The sequence below is a fragment of the Sphingomonas sp. dw_22 genome (genome assembly GCF_018449795.1).
GTDB lineage: Bacteria > Pseudomonadota > Alphaproteobacteria > Sphingomonadales > Sphingomonadaceae > Sphingomonas.
This window is the reverse complement of sequence record NZ_JAAVVE010000049.1, coordinates 1-16,021: the sequence shown is the minus strand read 5'-3', so window position 1 is coordinate 16,021 and position 16,021 is coordinate 1. Positions and strand designations below refer to the sequence as shown.

16 protein-coding genes are annotated in these 16,021 nt (G+C 66.4%); 6 read left to right on the top strand and 10 right to left on the bottom strand.

The features are described from left to right. Window positions 1-27: 27 nt before the first annotated feature. From HB724_RS17315 to HB724_RS17305, 3 genes are read right to left on the bottom strand one after another with little or no spacing between them, the layout of a single operon-like run. Entirely contained in the window at window positions 28-747 is a 720-nt protein-coding gene (locus tag HB724_RS17315) for a TadE/TadG family type IV pilus assembly protein (RefSeq protein WP_213982194.1), read from the bottom strand. Continuing rightward, on the bottom strand, window positions 744-1,358 hold the full coding sequence (locus HB724_RS17310; RefSeq protein ID WP_213982193.1) for a TadE family protein: 615 nt from the start codon (window positions 1,356-1,358) through the stop codon (window positions 744-746). Before HB724_RS17310 ends, HB724_RS17315 begins: the two co-directional genes overlap by 4 nt. Next, window positions 1,355-3,382 (bottom strand): TadE/TadG family type IV pilus assembly protein, encoded by a 2,028-nt coding sequence (locus HB724_RS17305; RefSeq protein WP_213982192.1) that lies wholly within the window; start codon window positions 3,380-3,382, stop codon window positions 1,355-1,357. The genes HB724_RS17310 and HB724_RS17305 overlap by 4 nt, the downstream gene beginning before the upstream one ends. Before the next feature lie 113 nt (window positions 3,383-3,495). Here HB724_RS17305 and HB724_RS17300 point away from each other — a divergent pair, with 113 nt between their 5' ends. Continuing rightward, complete coding sequence (locus tag HB724_RS17300) at window positions 3,496-4,164, top strand: squalene/phytoene synthase family protein (RefSeq protein WP_213982191.1); 669 nt, start codon at window positions 3,496-3,498, stop codon at window positions 4,162-4,164. A gap of 67 nt (window positions 4,165-4,231) precedes the next feature. After that, complete coding sequence (locus tag HB724_RS17295) at window positions 4,232-4,717, top strand: histidine kinase (protein ID WP_213982190.1); 486 nt, start codon at window positions 4,232-4,234, stop codon at window positions 4,715-4,717. Here HB724_RS17295 and trmFO read toward each other — a convergent pair. From trmFO to HB724_RS17275, 4 genes are all read right to left on the bottom strand, one after another. Further along, complete coding sequence (gene trmFO, locus HB724_RS17290; RefSeq protein WP_213982189.1) at window positions 4,714-6,030, bottom strand: methylenetetrahydrofolate--tRNA-(uracil(54)-C(5))-methyltransferase (FADH(2)-oxidizing) TrmFO; 1,317 nt, start codon at window positions 6,028-6,030, stop codon at window positions 4,714-4,716. The two genes, HB724_RS17295 and trmFO, sit on opposite strands and share 4 nt — an antisense overlap. A 10-nt stretch (window positions 6,031-6,040) precedes the next feature. Beyond that, window positions 6,041-6,487: a hypothetical protein gene (locus HB724_RS17285; RefSeq protein WP_213982188.1), complete on the bottom strand. Its 447-nt coding sequence runs from the start codon at window positions 6,485-6,487 to the stop codon at window positions 6,041-6,043. Window positions 6,488-6,489: 2 nt separating this feature from the next. Then, entirely contained in the window at window positions 6,490-6,870 is a 381-nt protein-coding gene (locus HB724_RS17280; protein WP_213982187.1) for a hypothetical protein, read from the bottom strand. Window positions 6,871-6,936: 66 nt separating this feature from the next. After that, window positions 6,937-7,485, bottom strand: a complete 549-nt coding sequence (locus HB724_RS17275) for a MarR family transcriptional regulator (protein WP_213982186.1) — start codon at window positions 7,483-7,485, stop codon at window positions 6,937-6,939. Window positions 7,486-7,606: 121 nt separating this feature from the next. Here HB724_RS17275 and HB724_RS17270 point away from each other — a divergent pair, with 121 nt between their 5' ends. Beyond that, window positions 7,607-8,239 carry a lysoplasmalogenase family protein gene (locus tag HB724_RS17270; protein ID WP_213982185.1) on the top strand — a complete coding sequence of 211 codons (633 nt, stop codon included), beginning with the start codon at window positions 7,607-7,609 and terminating at the stop codon, window positions 8,237-8,239. Next, window positions 8,236-8,667, top strand: a complete 432-nt coding sequence (locus HB724_RS17265; protein WP_213982184.1) for a DUF488 family protein — start codon at window positions 8,236-8,238, stop codon at window positions 8,665-8,667. Before HB724_RS17270 ends, HB724_RS17265 begins: the two co-directional genes overlap by 4 nt. 7 nt (window positions 8,668-8,674) lie before the next feature. Here the strand turns inward: HB724_RS17265 and HB724_RS17260 are convergent, their stop codons facing one another. Next, window positions 8,675-11,374, bottom strand: coding sequence for a PAS domain S-box protein (locus HB724_RS17260; RefSeq protein WP_213982183.1), 2,700 nt, complete (start codon window positions 11,372-11,374; stop codon window positions 8,675-8,677). Window positions 11,375-11,571: 197 nt separating this feature from the next. Next, complete coding sequence (locus tag HB724_RS17255; protein WP_213982214.1) at window positions 11,572-12,945, bottom strand: 3-deoxy-7-phosphoheptulonate synthase class II; 1,374 nt, start codon at window positions 12,943-12,945, stop codon at window positions 11,572-11,574. A 584-nt stretch (window positions 12,946-13,529) separates the two neighbouring features. Between HB724_RS17255 and HB724_RS17250 the strand changes: the two genes are divergently transcribed. Beyond that, complete coding sequence (locus tag HB724_RS17250; RefSeq protein ID WP_213982213.1) at window positions 13,530-14,318, top strand: sulfite exporter TauE/SafE family protein; 789 nt, start codon at window positions 13,530-13,532, stop codon at window positions 14,316-14,318. 24 nt (window positions 14,319-14,342) lie between these two features. After that, window positions 14,343-15,464: a histidinol-phosphate transaminase gene (locus HB724_RS17245; RefSeq protein WP_213982182.1), complete on the top strand. Its 1,122-nt coding sequence runs from the start codon at window positions 14,343-14,345 to the stop codon at window positions 15,462-15,464. A 78-nt stretch (window positions 15,465-15,542) separates the two neighbouring features. On the opposite strand, the gene HB724_RS17240 is transcribed toward HB724_RS17245, so the two are convergent. Then, window positions 15,543-16,021 (bottom strand): NAD(P)-dependent oxidoreductase (locus tag HB724_RS17240; RefSeq protein ID WP_275956604.1); only part of this gene is annotated, 479 nt, incomplete at its 5' end.

The following is a 16,021-nucleotide window of genomic DNA, read 5'->3' as shown; positions in this document are numbered from 1 at the left end:
GCGGGGCGCCGCGGGCGCTCCGCCAATCTATCCGCAGAGCGAGGGCGTGACGCCCTGCACTTTGTACACGCCGTTGGGGTGCTGCGGATTGGGGTTGAGCTGCGTGACCCCGTTGACGGTGATATAAGTGTCGTCGCTCAGGTCGCGCCTGTCGCGGACCATCATCGACGCGATCTCGACCATTTCGGGCGAAGGGGCGAGCGACGAGATCACCAGCGGCCGATATTTGTAATAGACCTCGACGAACATCGACGCGCCGTTATCGGGCGCGATGGTCAGGCGTCCGGCCGGTCCTATTCCGCCGGGCATGTTCGTCTTGGATACGCCGGCCGGCGGATATTTCGGCGTATAGAGCTTGTCGCCAAAGCAGCGCTGCCAGCCGATCTTGTAAGTGGTCGCGCCGGTCTCGGTCGGCTCGATGTCCGACAGGATGACGCGCCCATTGGTCTTCAGGTCGAGCTCGCCCGACTGGAGCTGCGCGCCGGTCAGCAGATCGTTGATGTCGGCTTCGCTGATCGTCTTGGCCTGGAGCTGGCTGCCCGTGCCGATGCGCGCCGCGTTGTCGGCAAGCTGCAACGCCATCTGGCTGACCCGCATCCGGGTGGTGATATAGTTGGTCAGCTCGGCACCGGTCAGGCCCATGCCGAGCAGGATCGGCAGCGTGAAGGCGAATTCCAGCAATGCCAGGCCGCTCGTATCGTGGCGGAGCGCGGCAAGCCGATGCAGATAGCGCCTGGTTTCGCTCATGGACAATTCCGCACTACGGGCGCGCCGTAGCTCCCCTGATCGCCGAAAGGCTGGTTCTTGAGGACGGTTTCCGCCGAAACCGTGGTCGTGGTCTCTCCGCCGATCAGATTGTAGATCGGGAACATGCGCGGATATTTGATGGTGACGGTGTAGAGCACCGCGTCCTTCGCGCCGCCCTGGCCCTGGTCGCCGCCGTCCGCATCCCAGACGCCGTTCAGATTGGCATCCTCATAGGGCTCGCCTTCGTCGCAGCGTCCATTGTCGTTGGTATCGGTCCAGGCCTCGGCCCTGGCCGCCGCGGCATCGGTGAAGGTGCGATAGAAGCGCCGGGTGATCTTGATGTCGCCATTGTTGGCGAGCGCCTTGGCCTGCGCCGTCACGCGGGCGTCGAGGGTTTGCTGCTGCTCAGCCGTGCCGCCGTCCTGCAGGGTGGAATCGCGCGCGGTCTTCTGCACCACGCCCTGAAGGACGCTGCGCATGTAGAGCGTATGGCCGATATCGAACGCGCCCAGCAGCAGCAGCCCCATCACCGGCGCAGCGATGGCGAACTCGACCACGGCCGAGCCGCGTTCCTCGCGCGCCAGCCGGCGCCAGAAGGCAGACCGGGTCACTTGGTGAGCCTCAACTGCGAGATTTCGCTCGCGATCGATTGGAATGTCTTCTGCAGATCGGCCTGGTTGCGCGCGGCGAAATAGCGATCCGTCGTCGCGCAGGTCTTCAGCATGTCCTCGATCGTGTTGTTCTTGGCGCCGAACCAGATCACCCACAGGGTGATGTTCTTGTTCTTGACCGCAGAGCACAGCGCCTGGGTGCGCGCATTGACCTGCTGCGTCAGCGTGCCCGTCGTCGTGCAGCCGCTGGTGGGCGCCTGGTTCGGATCGGTCTGCCGGCGATCCCACCACGCGATGCCATAGGCCTGGTAATTATATTCGGACGTGCAGGCGTCGCCGTCGGTCATGAAGATCAGGTGGCGCTGGATCTCGCCGCCCTTGGGCGTGAACTCATTCTCGCTGCGGAAGATGCCGGTCGGGGAGAGCAGGCGCGCGCCCCATACCAGCCCGATGTCATGATAGGTATTGCCGCCGCCCCACATGCCATCGACATAGGTATCGAAGGTCGAGGGATCGTTCCACGCCTGAAGCTTCTTGGCCGTGGTCGGGCAGTCATATGACCTGTTGGTCGAGAAATTGGTGAAGGTGGTGATATCGTTCGTGCTGTATGACGAGTTGTTATTGTAATTCTGGCGACGGCCGATAATGACGTCGTCCAGCGCCGGACCCCATTGCGTATTGGCATCCGAGCTATTGGGCGTGCTGTCGATATCCAGGTCGTTGGCGCCGGAGGGGATGGGGCTGTAGTTCGTCTCGCGAACGGTATGCCGCTCCTCGACGCAGCCGTCCCAGGTATAGGTTCCGGTCCCGTAGCCGTTCGCGATGTCGGCGGAGTATCGATACAGGGGATTCCACTCGTTGCCGCTCTTGAGCTGCGTGATGTCGCGTTCGATCGGGCCATAGTGCCAGGCATTGAAGGCGACCGCGTTTGCGGTGCCGGCCGCGACCTTGTGATAGCTGAAGGTGCGCGTGTAATCCCGCGTCCGCTCCTGATATCTGCAACCGTCGGTGCCCGACTGCCAGCTCTGGAAATTGCGATCGGTATCGCGCCATGGCTGATCGGCCTGCCAGTTGCCGCCGCCCTGGATGCCGCCATTGCTCTCGTTCTTGCCGCCGCCGAGATCTCCCCGGCTGCCGTCGAAATCGGCGCCATAGTTGTTCTGGCAGTCGGCCTGGGTGCTGGTCGTCGCCCGCTTGGTCTGGGACCAGTTCGACCAGTTCGCCCAACTATCCGAATGGCTGTCGGCCAGGCCCCATACCGTCGCGACCTGACGCGACTGATAGGTCCATTTGTCGGCGAACCAATTGCTCGGCAGCAATTTGCCGACGTTCACGTTCATGTCATAGGGCACGAAGCCGAAGCGGACCTGGACCTCGGGGCCGACGCCGCCGCTCGGCGCGCCACCCGCGCAATTCTCGTTGGTATCCAGCCGCGCGACGATCTCGTAGAAGCACTTCACCGAGGAACGCAGCGCCTGGATCTTGGTCTGGGGATCGGAATTGATCGCCTTGTCGTTCATCGAACCGGTAACGTCGAGCACGAACATCACGTCGGTATTGGGCAGGCGCATCTCGGCGTCGCAGGCGACGTTCAGCGTTTCGGTGGTGTGGCCGAACACCTTCATCAGCGTCATCGGCAGGGCCGCCTGGGCAGCGCCGGTAACCTTGCCGGCATTCTCGCTGAAGCTGCGCGTCACGTTCAACGCGCCATAGGCCTGGTTGTTGTAGTTCGCGTCGAAGAACTTCTCGGCGGAGACCCGCGGATAATTATCGATGCCGTTGACCTTCTGCGCCCAGATGCCGCCGCCCATCGCCTTGCGGCCGGCGAGCGCCCCGGCGTCGCACGCATGTTGCAGGCGCGTCTTGACGATGTACATGCGGCTGATGTCGATCCCGCCGCCGATCATGCCAGCAAGGGGAATGAGCGCTATCGTCATGATGACGAGCGTGTTCGCCCGCACATCGCGCGCGAGTGCGCCGAGGAAACCTCGCGCGCCATTCCAGCCATGCTTGCGTTCGTTCATATCTCAGGCCCCGGTCCCCGATCAGGGGAACCCTATCGCCCAGGTCTCGCTAATCCGTGCTGAAGGGGCGTGGTTAACGGCCGGTTCGCGGGTTGCTACGGAGGCGGGCTGTGATGGTTGACGGAGACGATCCGGAGCGGATGCTTATCCGCGCCTATGCGCCGATGCGGGGGCGGGCCGCGCTCGCCGCGCTGCTCGCGCTCGACGATGCCCTTGCGCAGTTGCTGCGTTCGACCAGCCAGCCCGCCGTCGGGCAGCTCCGCCTGGCCTGGTGGCGCGAGGCGCTGGCGCGGCTCGACACGCAGCCGCCGCCCGCCGAGCCGGTGCTCCAAGGGCTGGCGGCGGAGGTGATTCCCCTCGGCATCCCGGGCGCGTCGCTGGTGCCCGTCGTGCATGGCTGGGAAGTGCTGATCGAGGAGGACGCGCTGGAGGCGGATGCCCTGACGCGCTACGGCGAAGGCAGGGGACGCCTGTTCGAGGCCGCCGGCCGGGCGCTGGGCGCCGATCCCCGCGATCCGCTGGCACAGGCGGGGCAGGGCTGGGCGCTTGCCGACCTTGCCCGCAATCTCGGCACGATGGAGGAATCCGCGGCGGCACGCGCGCTGGCCGCGCCGTTGCTTGCGGTGGCGGCAGAGCGGCGCTGGAGCCGCAACGGCCGTGCCCTGGGAGCGCTCGCGCACCGGGCGAGGCTGGACCTGGCGCTTCCCCATGGCGCACCCGCGCCGATCGGCGCGCCCCGCCGCGTCGGTCGCCTGCTGTGGCACCGGATCACCGGTCGATAACGGTTGCCAGCCCGCACAAGGGCGCTAGCCTCATTCCCGAGGGGACTCAGCGATCGGGGGCGGTTCGATGTGGCGCTATTTCGTCGGAGCGGGTGCGGCATTGCTGCTGGGGCTCGCCGGGATGTTCCTGTTTCGCGGATCGGCTTCGCCCGGCGTCAGGCTGCCCTCGGCACCGGCCGCGCGGGCAGAGGCCATGGTGGGTGCCGGGGCGCAGCTTCCGGATGCCGCGCCCAGCGCCACCGCGCGCAGCCGCGAGCAGAAGCGTTTCGATCGCTACGACAAGGATCGCGACGATGCGGTCACGCGCGAGGAATATCTCGCCAGCCGCCGCAAGGCCTTCGCCAAGCTCGACGTCAATGGCGATGGCAAGCTCGCCTTCGAGGAATGGGCGCTCAAGACCACAACCAAGTTCGCCGGCGCCGACAAGGACAAGTCCGGTTCGCTCACCCGCACCGAATTCGCCACCACCGCGCCGCCGCCCGGCAAGCGTGCTGCTCCGCGCTGCGTCTGCGCGGCTCCGGCCGCAGCCGCGAAGGAGGATGACGAAAGCTAGGCGGCGATCCAGTCGCGAAACGCCTCGCGCGCGCGGCCGGTGTACAGCAGCTTGCGATCGGCCTTTTTCGAGCGGCCCTCGATCGGCGGGAACAGGCCGAAATTGACGTTCATCGGCTGATAGGTCTCGATCTCCGCCTCGCCGGTGATGTGGGCGAGCAGCGCCCCGAGCGCGGTTTCGCGCGGCGGCGGCGGAAGCGTGACGCCGCCGAGCTCGGCCGCCGCGAAACGTCCCGCAAGCAGGCCGATCGAGGCGCTTTCCACATAGCCCTCGCAGCCGGTGATCTGGCCGGCGAAGCGGATGTTCGGCCGCGACTTGAGCCGCAGCGTCGGGTCCAGCAGCTCGGGCGAGCGGATGAAGGTGTTGCGATGCAGCCCGCCCAGCCGCGCGAATTCGGCCTTTTCCAGCCCCGGAATGGTGCGGAACAGCTCCACCTGCGCGGCATATTTGAGCTTGGTCTGGAAGCCGACCATATTCCACAGCGTGCCCGAGGCATTGTCCTGGCGGAGCTGCACCACCGCATAGGGCCAGCGCCCGGTGCTCGGCTGATCGAGCCCCACGCCCTTCATCGGCCCGTAGCGCGGCGTATCCAGCCCGCGCTCCGCCATCACTTCGATCGGCATGCAGCCTTCGAAATAGGGGACGTTCTCCCACTCGCGATATTCGGTCTTCTCGCCCGCCATCAGCCCGGCATGGAAGGCCAGATACTGGTCCTTCGTCATCGGGCAGTTGATGTAATCCTTGCCCGAGCCCTTGTTCCAGCGCGACTGGAACCAGGCGGTCTCCATGTCGATGCTCTCGAAATGGACGATCGGCGCGATCGCGTCGAAGAATGCAAGCTGGTCCTTGCCGGTGGCGCCGCCGATGCTCTCGGCGAGGCCCGGCGCGGTCAACGGGCCGGTGGCGACGATGGTCGGGCCTTCGGCAGGAAGAGTGTCCACACGTTCGCGGACGATCGTGATGTTGGGGTGCGCTTCCAGCGCGGCGGTGACGCCGTCGGCGAAGCCGTCGCGATCGACCGCCAGCGCCGAGCCTGCGGGCACCTTGTGCAGGTCGCCCTGGCTCAGGATCAGCGAGCCGAGATCGCGCATCTCCTGGTGGAGCAGGCCGACGGCGTTGCGCTCGGCATCGTCCGAACGGAAGCTGTTCGAGCAGACCAGCTCGGCCAGGCGGTCGCTCTGGTGCGCCGGCGTCATGCTGCCCGAACCGCGCATCTCGGAAAGGCGGACCTTGTACCCCGCCTGGGCAAGCTGCCAGGCGGCCTCGGAACCGGCGAGGCCGCCGCCGATGATATGGATGTCGTGGCCGGGCATGGGCGTTCTGCTACTCTTCGGTCTGGGGCCAGCGGACATAGCGCCGCGCCAGCGCTGCGCAACCCGCCCCGGTGAAGATCAGAGCGAGGGCAGGGGGCGTCGGCGTTTCCCACACGCCCAGAAGCGCGACGACCCCGGATGCCCCCGCCGCACCCGCAAGTGCCCACATGGCGGGATGCCGCGCTCCGATATTGTGCTTGCCGATCCATGCCATGGCCGTCACGCCCAGCATGACCGGCACGACCGCGAGCAGGGCGCCCAGCGCCATAGCCATGCCGGCGAAGGGGATGACGGCCAACAATTCGGTGAAATCGCCATCCAGCGGCCAGTTCTCTGCCGGTTCCAGCATCTGGACTGCCAACAGGAGGGCGATCAGGTACATCAGCCCTGCGGCGAATGCCGGGATCCCGATCGCCCGTCCGCTCCAGCCCGCCCTTACGGTTTGGGGCTCTCGCATGCTCAGGCGCTCGCTACGGGCGTAACGTGGCGCTGCTCGAACCAGCCCTCCACGATGCGTCCGAAATGGGCGATCGCGCCCATGTTGAAGAAGTGCATCGCGCCCAGCACGATCACCGCCAACCCCACTTTCGAACTGAGGAAACGGATCGCTCCGGGGATGGTTGTCGGTTCGGCACCGAGGCTCAACGTGAGGGTGATGAAGCCGATATTGACCAGATAGAAGCCGACGACGAGGAGATGATTGGTCGAGCGCGCCAGCGTCTCGTCATGGCCGAAGCACTGGATGAGGAACACCACGCCGTTGCGCGACAGCGTCCGCGCCACCCAGATCGTGATGCCGATCGTAATCAGCAGATACAGGGCATAGACAATCTCGATCATGATATTTCCCTTTCTTCTGAAATTTCCGAAATAGAGCGGCGTGCGAATTCCTTGTGTGGATGGAGATCAGGACTCGGGCTTCGTACTCTTCGGCGCGACGAAGCGAGCGATCCTGCCGCCCAGCTTCATCAGTGTGATCAGGGTTGGCTTGGGAAGCTGGCGGACCTGATCGTACCAGGTGCTCAGTGTGCCGATGAACTCGTGCATCCGCGTGATGCGCTCGCGAAGCTGTTTCGGTGCGCTGTCGTCCCGTGCCAGTCGCTCGGAGAGCTCCGCCAGTAGCGCGATGGTGGGATCGATCTCGCGGCGTTTGCGTTCGGCGGAGATGCGCAGCAGCAATTCCCACAGATCGGTCTCCGCTACGAAATGGTCGCGCCGGTCGCCCTCGACATGCACGCGGCGGACGATGCCATAGGATTGAAGCTCCTTGAGTGCAGTCGATACGTTGGATCGCGCCAGGCCCAAGCCCTCGACGATGTCCTCAGCGGTGATCGGGGCGGCGGAGAGATAGAGCAGCGCATGCGTCTGGGCGACCGAACGGTTGACGCCCCAATGCGTGCCCATCTCTCCCCAGTGAAGGATGAACGCCTTGGCATCGGGGTGATCGGTTAGCATCCATATTTCCTATAATTTCTGTATTTTCAGAAATACCAGTCACATTGACTCGAGTCAATTGCCGGTTGCGGGAAAGGTGCTGCTGGGTTCTGATTGCTCCCGCAAGGATGGGGGAAGTGAGATGGCGCAACGTTCGGTCGTATCGGGCATATTCCTGGCTGCGCTGATTGTCGGCGGCAGCTTCTATCTCAATCGCTGGATCGGAGTCGAAGGCGCGGCGGACATCGCCTGGAAAGGGGCCGGCGTGGGCCTGCTCGCGCTCTGGGCTGGGGCGCAGGCGCGGACCCTGGACGGCTGGCTGATCGCGGCGGTGCTGGCGCTGGGCGCGCTGGGAGATGTACTGCTCGAGACGCATGGGATAACGATCGGGGCACTGGCGTTCCTGGCAGGGCATCTGGTGGCGGTGGCGCTTTATCTGCGCAACGGGCTGCGCTCCGGGTGGCTGGCGGTGCCGATCGCGTTCGGCGTGGCCTTTCTCGCCTGGCGCCTGCCGGCGGATCGCGATGCGGCGGGGGGAATCGCCGTCTATGCGCTCGGGCTGGGGGCGATGGCGGGGTGCGCGCTCGTCAGTCGGTTTCCGCTCGCGGCGCTCGGGGCGGTGCTGTTCGTCGCCTCGGACCTGCTCATCTTCGCCGAGCTGGGGCCGCTCGCCGCCTCTCCGCTGCCGCACCTGCTGATCTGGCCGACCTATTTCGCCGGTCAGGCGTTGATCGCCTGGGGCGTGGTGACGGTGCTGGCGAGGCGAAGGACGTGAGGATCTTCACGATCGGATATGAGGCGACGACGATGGGCGAATTCATCGCGGCGCTGAAAAAGGCCGGTGTGGAGCGCATCATCGACGTGCGCGCCGTGCCGCTGTCGCGCCGGCCGGGCTTCTCGAAGAACATCCTTGCCGCCAGCCTGAAGGAAGCCGGCATCGACTATGTCGGGCTGAAGGCGCTGGGCACGCCCAAGGCGGGGCGCGACGCGGCCAAGAAGGGCGATGTCGCGACATTGGAGGCGGTGTACGATGTGCAGCTCGGCCTGCCCGAAGCACAGGTGCAGGCGGCGCAGATGCGCGAACTCGCGGCCGAGAAGCCCAGCGCGCTGCTCTGCTTCGAGCGCAACCCCGAACATTGCCACCGCACGCTCCTGCTCGCCGCCGAGGGCGAAGGCGCGGAAGTGATCGACCTCTATCCCTAATCAGGCGTCAGGCTCCCGGCCGCTCCGCATCCTCGGGCAGGGGGATGGTGAAGCTGAATTCGGCGCCGCCATCCGCCCTGTTCGCGGCCCAGAGGCGCCCGCCATGCGCCTCGACGATCGTGCGGCAGATCGGAAGGCCCAGGCCGGTGCCGGTTTCCTTGCTGGTGCGGAACGGCTCGAAGAGGTTCTCGATCAGCTCTTCGCTGATCCCCCGCCCGGTATCCTCGATCCGGACCAGCATGTCCTGTTGCCGCATGCGTGTCGTCACGGTGACCTTGCGGTGCGTGCAGCCCTGGGTCGCCTCGGCGGCGTTGCGCGTCAGATTGGCGACCACCTGCTCGAGCTGGAGCGCATCCCCGATGAGCCGCACGGCCCTGGGATCGATGTCGCACTGGATGAGGACACCGGCGGCGAGCCGGAGCTGGCGAACCGAATTGCTAGCGGTGCGGACGACGTCGCCCATATCGACCCGTTCGGAGGCGATTTCGCCGGACACGGTGAAGGCGCGGATCTTGCGGATGATCTCGCCGGCCCGGAGCGCCTGTCCGCGCGCCTGCTCCAGCGCGTCGAGCACGACCGGATCGGGCTCGCTCTCCTGCCGCATCCGATAGCGCGATGCCTCGACGAAGTTGGTGATTGCCGAAAGCGGCTGGTTCAGCTCATGCGCCAGCGTCGAGGCCATGGCCCCCATCGCGCTCAGCCGGGCGACGCGCAGCAGCTTGTCGTGCGCCTCGCGCAGCTGCGCCTCCGCTTCGACGTCATGGGTGATGTCGATCGCCAGCCCCAGCAGGCGCGGATGACCGTCATGCCGGTCATATCGGCCCTGCAGGTTCACCCAGCGCGGCTCGTCGTCGGGGAAATGCAGCATCAGCGTCATATCCAGCAGCCCGTGCGTGCGCGATGCCTCGTCGATCGCCTTGCGTAGCTGCGCGACCTGTTCCTCGCCGAGCCGGTTCTCGAAATCGGCCATGCGATAGGGGCCGTTCCGCCAGGGCAATCCGAACAGTCGCGCGCTCTGGGGCGAATGGCGCGACCCGCCATTCTTCAGGTCGATCTCCCACACGCCCACGCCGGCCGCCTCCTGCGCGAGGCGCAGCCGCTTCTCGCTCTCGGAAAGCGCCCGCTGCGCCTCGACCCGTTCCGAAATGTCCTGGAGCACCGAAATGATATGGTCCGGCGTGCCGTCGACCTTGCGCACCAGGTTCGCTGTGGCATGGACAGGGCGCAGTTCGCCGCTCTTGGTGCGGATCACGCGGTCCGCGGAATAGAAGGCGATCTCGTCGCGGGCCAGCGCGGCGATCGCCGCAGCCGTCTCCCCCCAATCGGGCGGATCGCAGATCAGCTCGAAACCATGGCCGACGACTTCCTCGCGCGCATAGCCGGTCAGTTCGCAGGAGCGGTCGTTGACGTCGAAATAGACGCCGTCGAGCGAGAGCAGCCCGACGCCCACGCCCGCCTGCTCGAATACCGCGCGATAACGCTGCTCGGCTCGTTCGAGCTGCTGGCGCGCCTGGATCTCGGCTGTCACCACCTCGCTCGTCATGATGATGCCGACGATCCGGCTGTCCTCGTCATACCAGGGCCGGTGGTTCCAGCTTATATATTCCGTCGTGCCGTCGGCATTGACGAACTTCTCGTTGGTGCCGGACAGCTCCTCGCCGGCCAGCACCCTCTGGTGGATATCCTGCCGCGCCCGGATATGGGGGAAGACATCGTAATGCGATTTCCCTTCGATCTGCATATCCTCGGGCAGGCGATAGGCGGTCAGGAAGCGCCGTGACGTCGCGATATAGCGCATGTCGCGATCGACGATGGCGACAGGAGACGCGGCGTTGCGGACCATGTTGGTCAGGTTGGCCCGCGAAGCCTGGAGCCGGGCATCGGCCAGGCGCAGCTTGTCTTCGGCGCGTCGCTCGTCGGCATAGGTCGCGAGCAGCAGCATCATTACCCAGGTGACCGCGACGAACATCTGCGCGAAGCTGGAGCGGAACTCGGGACTCTCGATCGTGAACGGCCCCAGGCCCAGGCCGGTGCCCCATAATATGGCGACGGAGCTGATCGCCATCGCCGTCGTGATTCCGCGCAGGTGCCAGCCGAGCGCGGCAAGGACCAGGGGCGGGAATATCGCCCAGGCGATCGGGATATATTTGTACGTGAGGAAGATGGCGGCGCTCGCCACCGCGCAGAGCGCCATCGTCCCGGCAAAGCCCGCCCATTTCCGCGTCGACCAGCGATCGCGCGGAGGCGTGCCCCAGACGAGGACGAGCGGCGCGACCAGGATCATGCCCAGCCCCTGCCGGGCGAAGCGCCCCGCGAACTCCGTCAGCGGCGCATGCGTCTGCTCCATCGCCAGCGCGCCCGCCGTCCCGAGCGCGGAGGTGACGGCCGAACCGGCAACCGCGGCGGCGAAGACCCAGAGCAGCGATCTGGGCTCGAGTATCTCGGCGGGGCGCACGCCGAGCCGGCGGATGAGCATGACCGTGACCACGCCGCCGGCGGGGATCGCGATCGACGGGATGAGCTGGAGCAGGAACGGCCGCGACGGCTCGATCAGCCAGAAGCCCGCGAATATGCCCAATATCGCCGCCGGCCAGAATTTCGGCCCGCTGAAGAGCAGTCCGCCCACCACGAGGCCGATCGGAATGCCGAGCGGGGGATTGGTGCCGGTGACGCGCAGCCACAGCAACCAGACGGCGCTGCCGACCATGGTACCCAGGAATAGCGGAATTGCCGGGCGCACAGCATCGAACGCACGGCGGATATCGAGAGCCTGCACGCGAGTAACCCGATTGCTGCTTGTGTGCGCAGCAATCGATCAATTCTGGATGTAAGTAAATATCCAGGCAGCTACGTGGATCTACTGGGTCGGAGCGCCCTCCGCGCGGAGGAGGGCGGCGCGCGCGGCTATGCCGCCGCCCGCCGCCGCTCCGCCATTTCCGCATTCAGCATTTCCGCGAGCAGGAATGCCAGCTCCAGGCTCTGTCCCGCATTGAGACGCGGGTCGCAATGCGTGTGGTAGCGATCGGCCAGCGACTGCTCGGTGACGTCGACCGCGCCGCCGGTACATTCGGTGACGTTCTGCCCGGTCATCTCGGCATGGATGCCGCCCGCGAACGTGCCCTCGGCGCGATGCACCGCGAAGAAGCCGCGGACCTCGGCCAGGATGCGCTCGAACGGCCGCGTCTTGTAGCCGTTGGCGGCCTTGACGACGTTGCCGTGCATCGGATCGCAGCTCCACACCACCGGATGCCCCTCGCGCTTCACGGCACGGACGAGCGGCGGCAGGCCCTTCTCGATCTTGTCGTGCCCATAGCGGGTGATGAGCGTCATGCGGCCGGGGATGCGCCCCGGATTAAGCGTGTCGAGCAGGCGCAGCAGCGCGTCGGGCTCCAGGCTGGGGCCGCACTTCATGCCGATCGGATTGCCGATGCCGCGCAGGAACTCGACATGCGCGGAGCCATCGAAGCGGGTGCGGTCGCCGATCCAGAGCATGTGGGCGCTCGTGTCGTACCAGTCGCCGGTCAGGCTGTCCTGCCGGGTGAGCGCCTGCTCATAGGGCAGCAGCAGCGCCTCATGGCTGGTGTAGAACTGGGTCGCCTTCAATTGCGGCACGCTGTCGGCGTCGATGCCGCAGGCGGCCATGAAGTCGAGCGCCTCGCCGATCCGGTTGGCGACATCGGCATAGCGCTTCGCCCAGGGGCTGCGGCCCATGAAGTCGTGCGTCCAGCGATGGACCTGATGCAGGTTCGCATAGCCGCCCTGCGCGAAGGCGCGCAGCAGGTTGAGCGTCGCCGCCGACTGCGAATAGCCCTGGATCATCCGCTGGGGATCGGGTGTGCGGCCCTCGGGGGTGAAGGCGATGTCGTTGACATTGTCGCCGCGATAGCTGGGCAGCTCGACGCCGTTCACCACCTCGGTATCGGCCGAGCGCGGCTTGGCGAACTGGCCGGCCATGCGGCCGAGCTTCACCGTCGGCAGCTTCGAGGCGAAGGTGAGCACCACCGCCATCTGGAGCAGCACGCGGAACGTGTCGCGGATATTGTTGGGGTGGAATTCGGCGAAGCTCTCGGCGCAGTCGCCGCCCTGGAGCAGGAACGCCTCGCCGCGCGAGACCTTGGCCAGCTCCGACGTCAGCTCGCGCGCCTCGCCGGCGAAGACCAGCGGGGGGAAGTTGCTGAGCGTGGTCGTGGCGGCGTCGAGCGCGGCCTTGTCCGGATAGGTGGGAAGCTGGCGCGCCTCGGCCTTGGTCCAGCTGGCGGGGGTCCAGTTTGCGCCCATGTCCTGCTCCGTATCGCGCACGGTGACGTTCCAGTCGGCGTGATCGGCAATGCCATTGGCGGCGATCTGGTTCATCACCTTGGCATTGGCGCGCTTGCCGTCCTTCTCCCAGCCCTGGACGGTCGATCCGGGCGTATCATACCAGGCGCCGAAGGCGGCGCGGGTAAGGGAGCGTTCCTCGCGGAAGCGGCGGATCTTGGTACCGGCTAGAGTCGTCATGCGGCGCGTTTATTCGAATTGGGTAATCTCGCGCAAGCGCAATCTGCGCGCTCGGCCGATTTGGCGCGATAGTTTTCCTCTTGCTGGGTAAATCATAGGGCTTGTGCGCAGGCTGAGCAGGCCATAGCGTAAAGACACTCCCGGGAATCGCAGGCCCGGGTGCGGCGCGGCCGTGCGCCGAGGAACCGACATAGCGCAGCCATCGCTCGACAGCCCTCAAAAAAGGGTACGGGATGAGAAGTGCGGCGCGTCTGGAGAGGCATGAACTCGTTACGGGAGAGTTTCGTGCCGGTTGTTGGTGTGCGGGTTTTTCATTTTGTGGTGCGTTCGTGACCCTGGTCGCGTGGGCGGAGGCGCTGTCGGCGATGCTGGCGGCGGGATTGGTCGCGGGCTTCGCGGGCGGGCTGTTCGGGATCGGCGGCGGGTTCGTCGTGGTGCCGGCGCTGTTCGCGGTGTTGCCCTTGCTGGGCGGAGCGCCGGCCGAGCTGGCGCATGTCGCGATCGGGACGAGCGCGGCGACGATCATCGCGACCTCGCTGCGATCGGTCCATGCCCATGCGCGGCGCGGCGCTGTGGATTTCGAGATATTGAAGAGCTGGGCGCCGTGGATCGTGCTCGGCGTGGGCGCGGGCGTGCTGCTCGCCTCGCGCGTGCCGGGGCCGGGGCTGGCGATCATCTTCGGATCGGGCGTGCTGCTGATGGCGGTGCATTTCCTGTTCCCGCTGCTCTCGGGCCGGCAGGTCTCGGACGAGATGCCGGACGGCGTGGTGCGGATGGGGATCGCGGGCGGGCTCGGCACCTTCTCCTCGCTGCTCGGGATCGGCGGGGGGACGATCGCGATCATCGTGATGACCCTGTGCGGCAAGTCGATCCACCGCGCGATCGCGACCGCATCGGGCGTGGGCGTCATCATCGCGCTGCCGAGCGCGATCGGCTTCATGATCATCGGCTTCGGCGCGCACGATCTGCCTTGGGGCTCGCTCGGCTATGTCAACGTGCCGGCGGCCTTGGTGGTGACGTCGACCAGCATGATCTCGGCGCCCTGGGGCGTGGCGGCGGCGCATGCGCTCAGTCCGGCGCTGCTGAAGCGCGTCTTCGGAATCTATCTGGTGGCGATCGGGATCCTGATGATCCGCAACGGACTGCATGGCTGAAATAGAAGTACAGGGAGACAGGCGATGGTGGGACTGACGAGAAGAGGATTGATCGGGGCAGGGGCGGCGACCGCGGCGTGCGCGGCGTTCCCGCCCAGGCTGATGGCGGCGACGGCGGCCGAGGGCGAGCCGCCGCTGTTCGGCCCGGCGGCGGGCGTGGCTTTGCTCTCGCGCAACGAGAATCCCTATGGCCCGGCGCCGAGCGCGCTCCAGGCGATCGCCGGCTGGTCGGGCAAGGGATGTTATTACGCCGATGTCGGCACCAGGCGGCTGACCGCGATGATCGCCGAGCGCTTCGGCGTCACGCCCGATCATGTCGCGATCGGCGGCGGATCGACCGAGATATTGAGCGCGGCCGGCCTCGCCTTCACGAGCAAGGGCTCGATCCTGTGCCCCGAGCTCTTCTGGGACACCACGGCGCTCTATGCCGCGGCCAAGGGCGCGACGCTCAAGCGCGTGGCGCTCACGCCCGATCTCGACGTCGATCTCGACGCCATGGCGGCGGCGGTCGGCCCCGATGTGGGGCTCGTCCATATCTGCAACCCCAACAATCCCACCGGCCGCGTGCTCGACGGCGACAAGATGCGCGCCTTCGTCCGCGCGGTGAGCCCCAAGGCGACCGTGCTGGTCGACGAAGCCTATATGGAGCTGACCGATCGGCCCGATTACAGCTCGGTCACGGAGCTGGTGAAGGAAGGGCATGACCTGGTCGTCTGCCGCACCTTCTCCAAGATCTACGGCATGGCGGGGCTGCGCGTCGGCTATGCGATCGGCCGGCCCGAGACGATCAAGAAGATCCAGGGCTATTCGATGAGCTTCGGCGGCAACACCGCCGGGCTGGCCGCGGCGATCGCTTCGTACAACGATACCAGCTTCACCGGCTATTCGAAGGGCAGGATCCTGGAGGCGAAGGGCATATTGCTCGATGCCGTGAAGAAGGCCGGGCTGGAGGCGCTGCCGAGCCAGGCGAACTTCCTCTACGTCAAGGTGCCCGACGCCAATGCGGTGCAGAAGGCTATGGCGGCCAAGGGCATCCAGATCCGCGGCGCCTATGGCAAATGGACGCAGTGGTCGCGGGTCTCGACCGGCAAGATCGAGGATGTCCAGCGGTACGCCGCGGCGCTGCCGGCAGCGGTCGGCGCCTGAAGCGGGAAGACGGACTTGCCTCCGTCCTTGGTCCGGGGTCGTTGTGGGGACGACGATCCCGGACCATAAAACTGGGCATCAATAGCCGGCGGCGAGATCGACTTCGTTCCTGAGCGGTCGCCCTTCCAGGAAGGCGTGCAGATTCTCGATGAACAGCGCCGTCGCGCGCGTGAACATCCGGGTCTGGCTGCGCCCCGACAGGTGCATCGACAGGATGATGTTGGGCGTGGTGCGCAGCGGGTGATCGGCCGGAAGCGGCTCGGGCGTCACCGTGTCGAGAAAGGCGCCGGCGATGCGGCGCTCGTTGGCCGCCTCGATCAGTGCGTCTTGGTCGATCAGCTCGCCGCGGCCGACATTGACGATCCAGGCGGAAGGCTTGATCGCGCGCAGCTCCGCTTCGCCGATCATCGCCCGGCTTTCGTGCGTGGCGGGAGCGGCGAGGACGATCCAGTCGAACTCGCCGAGACGCGCACGCCAGTCGTCGGGGCCGATCGTGCCCTCTGCGCCCGATCGGGTGACGCCCGTGACGGTCACGCCGAAGCCCGCCAGCCGCTCGC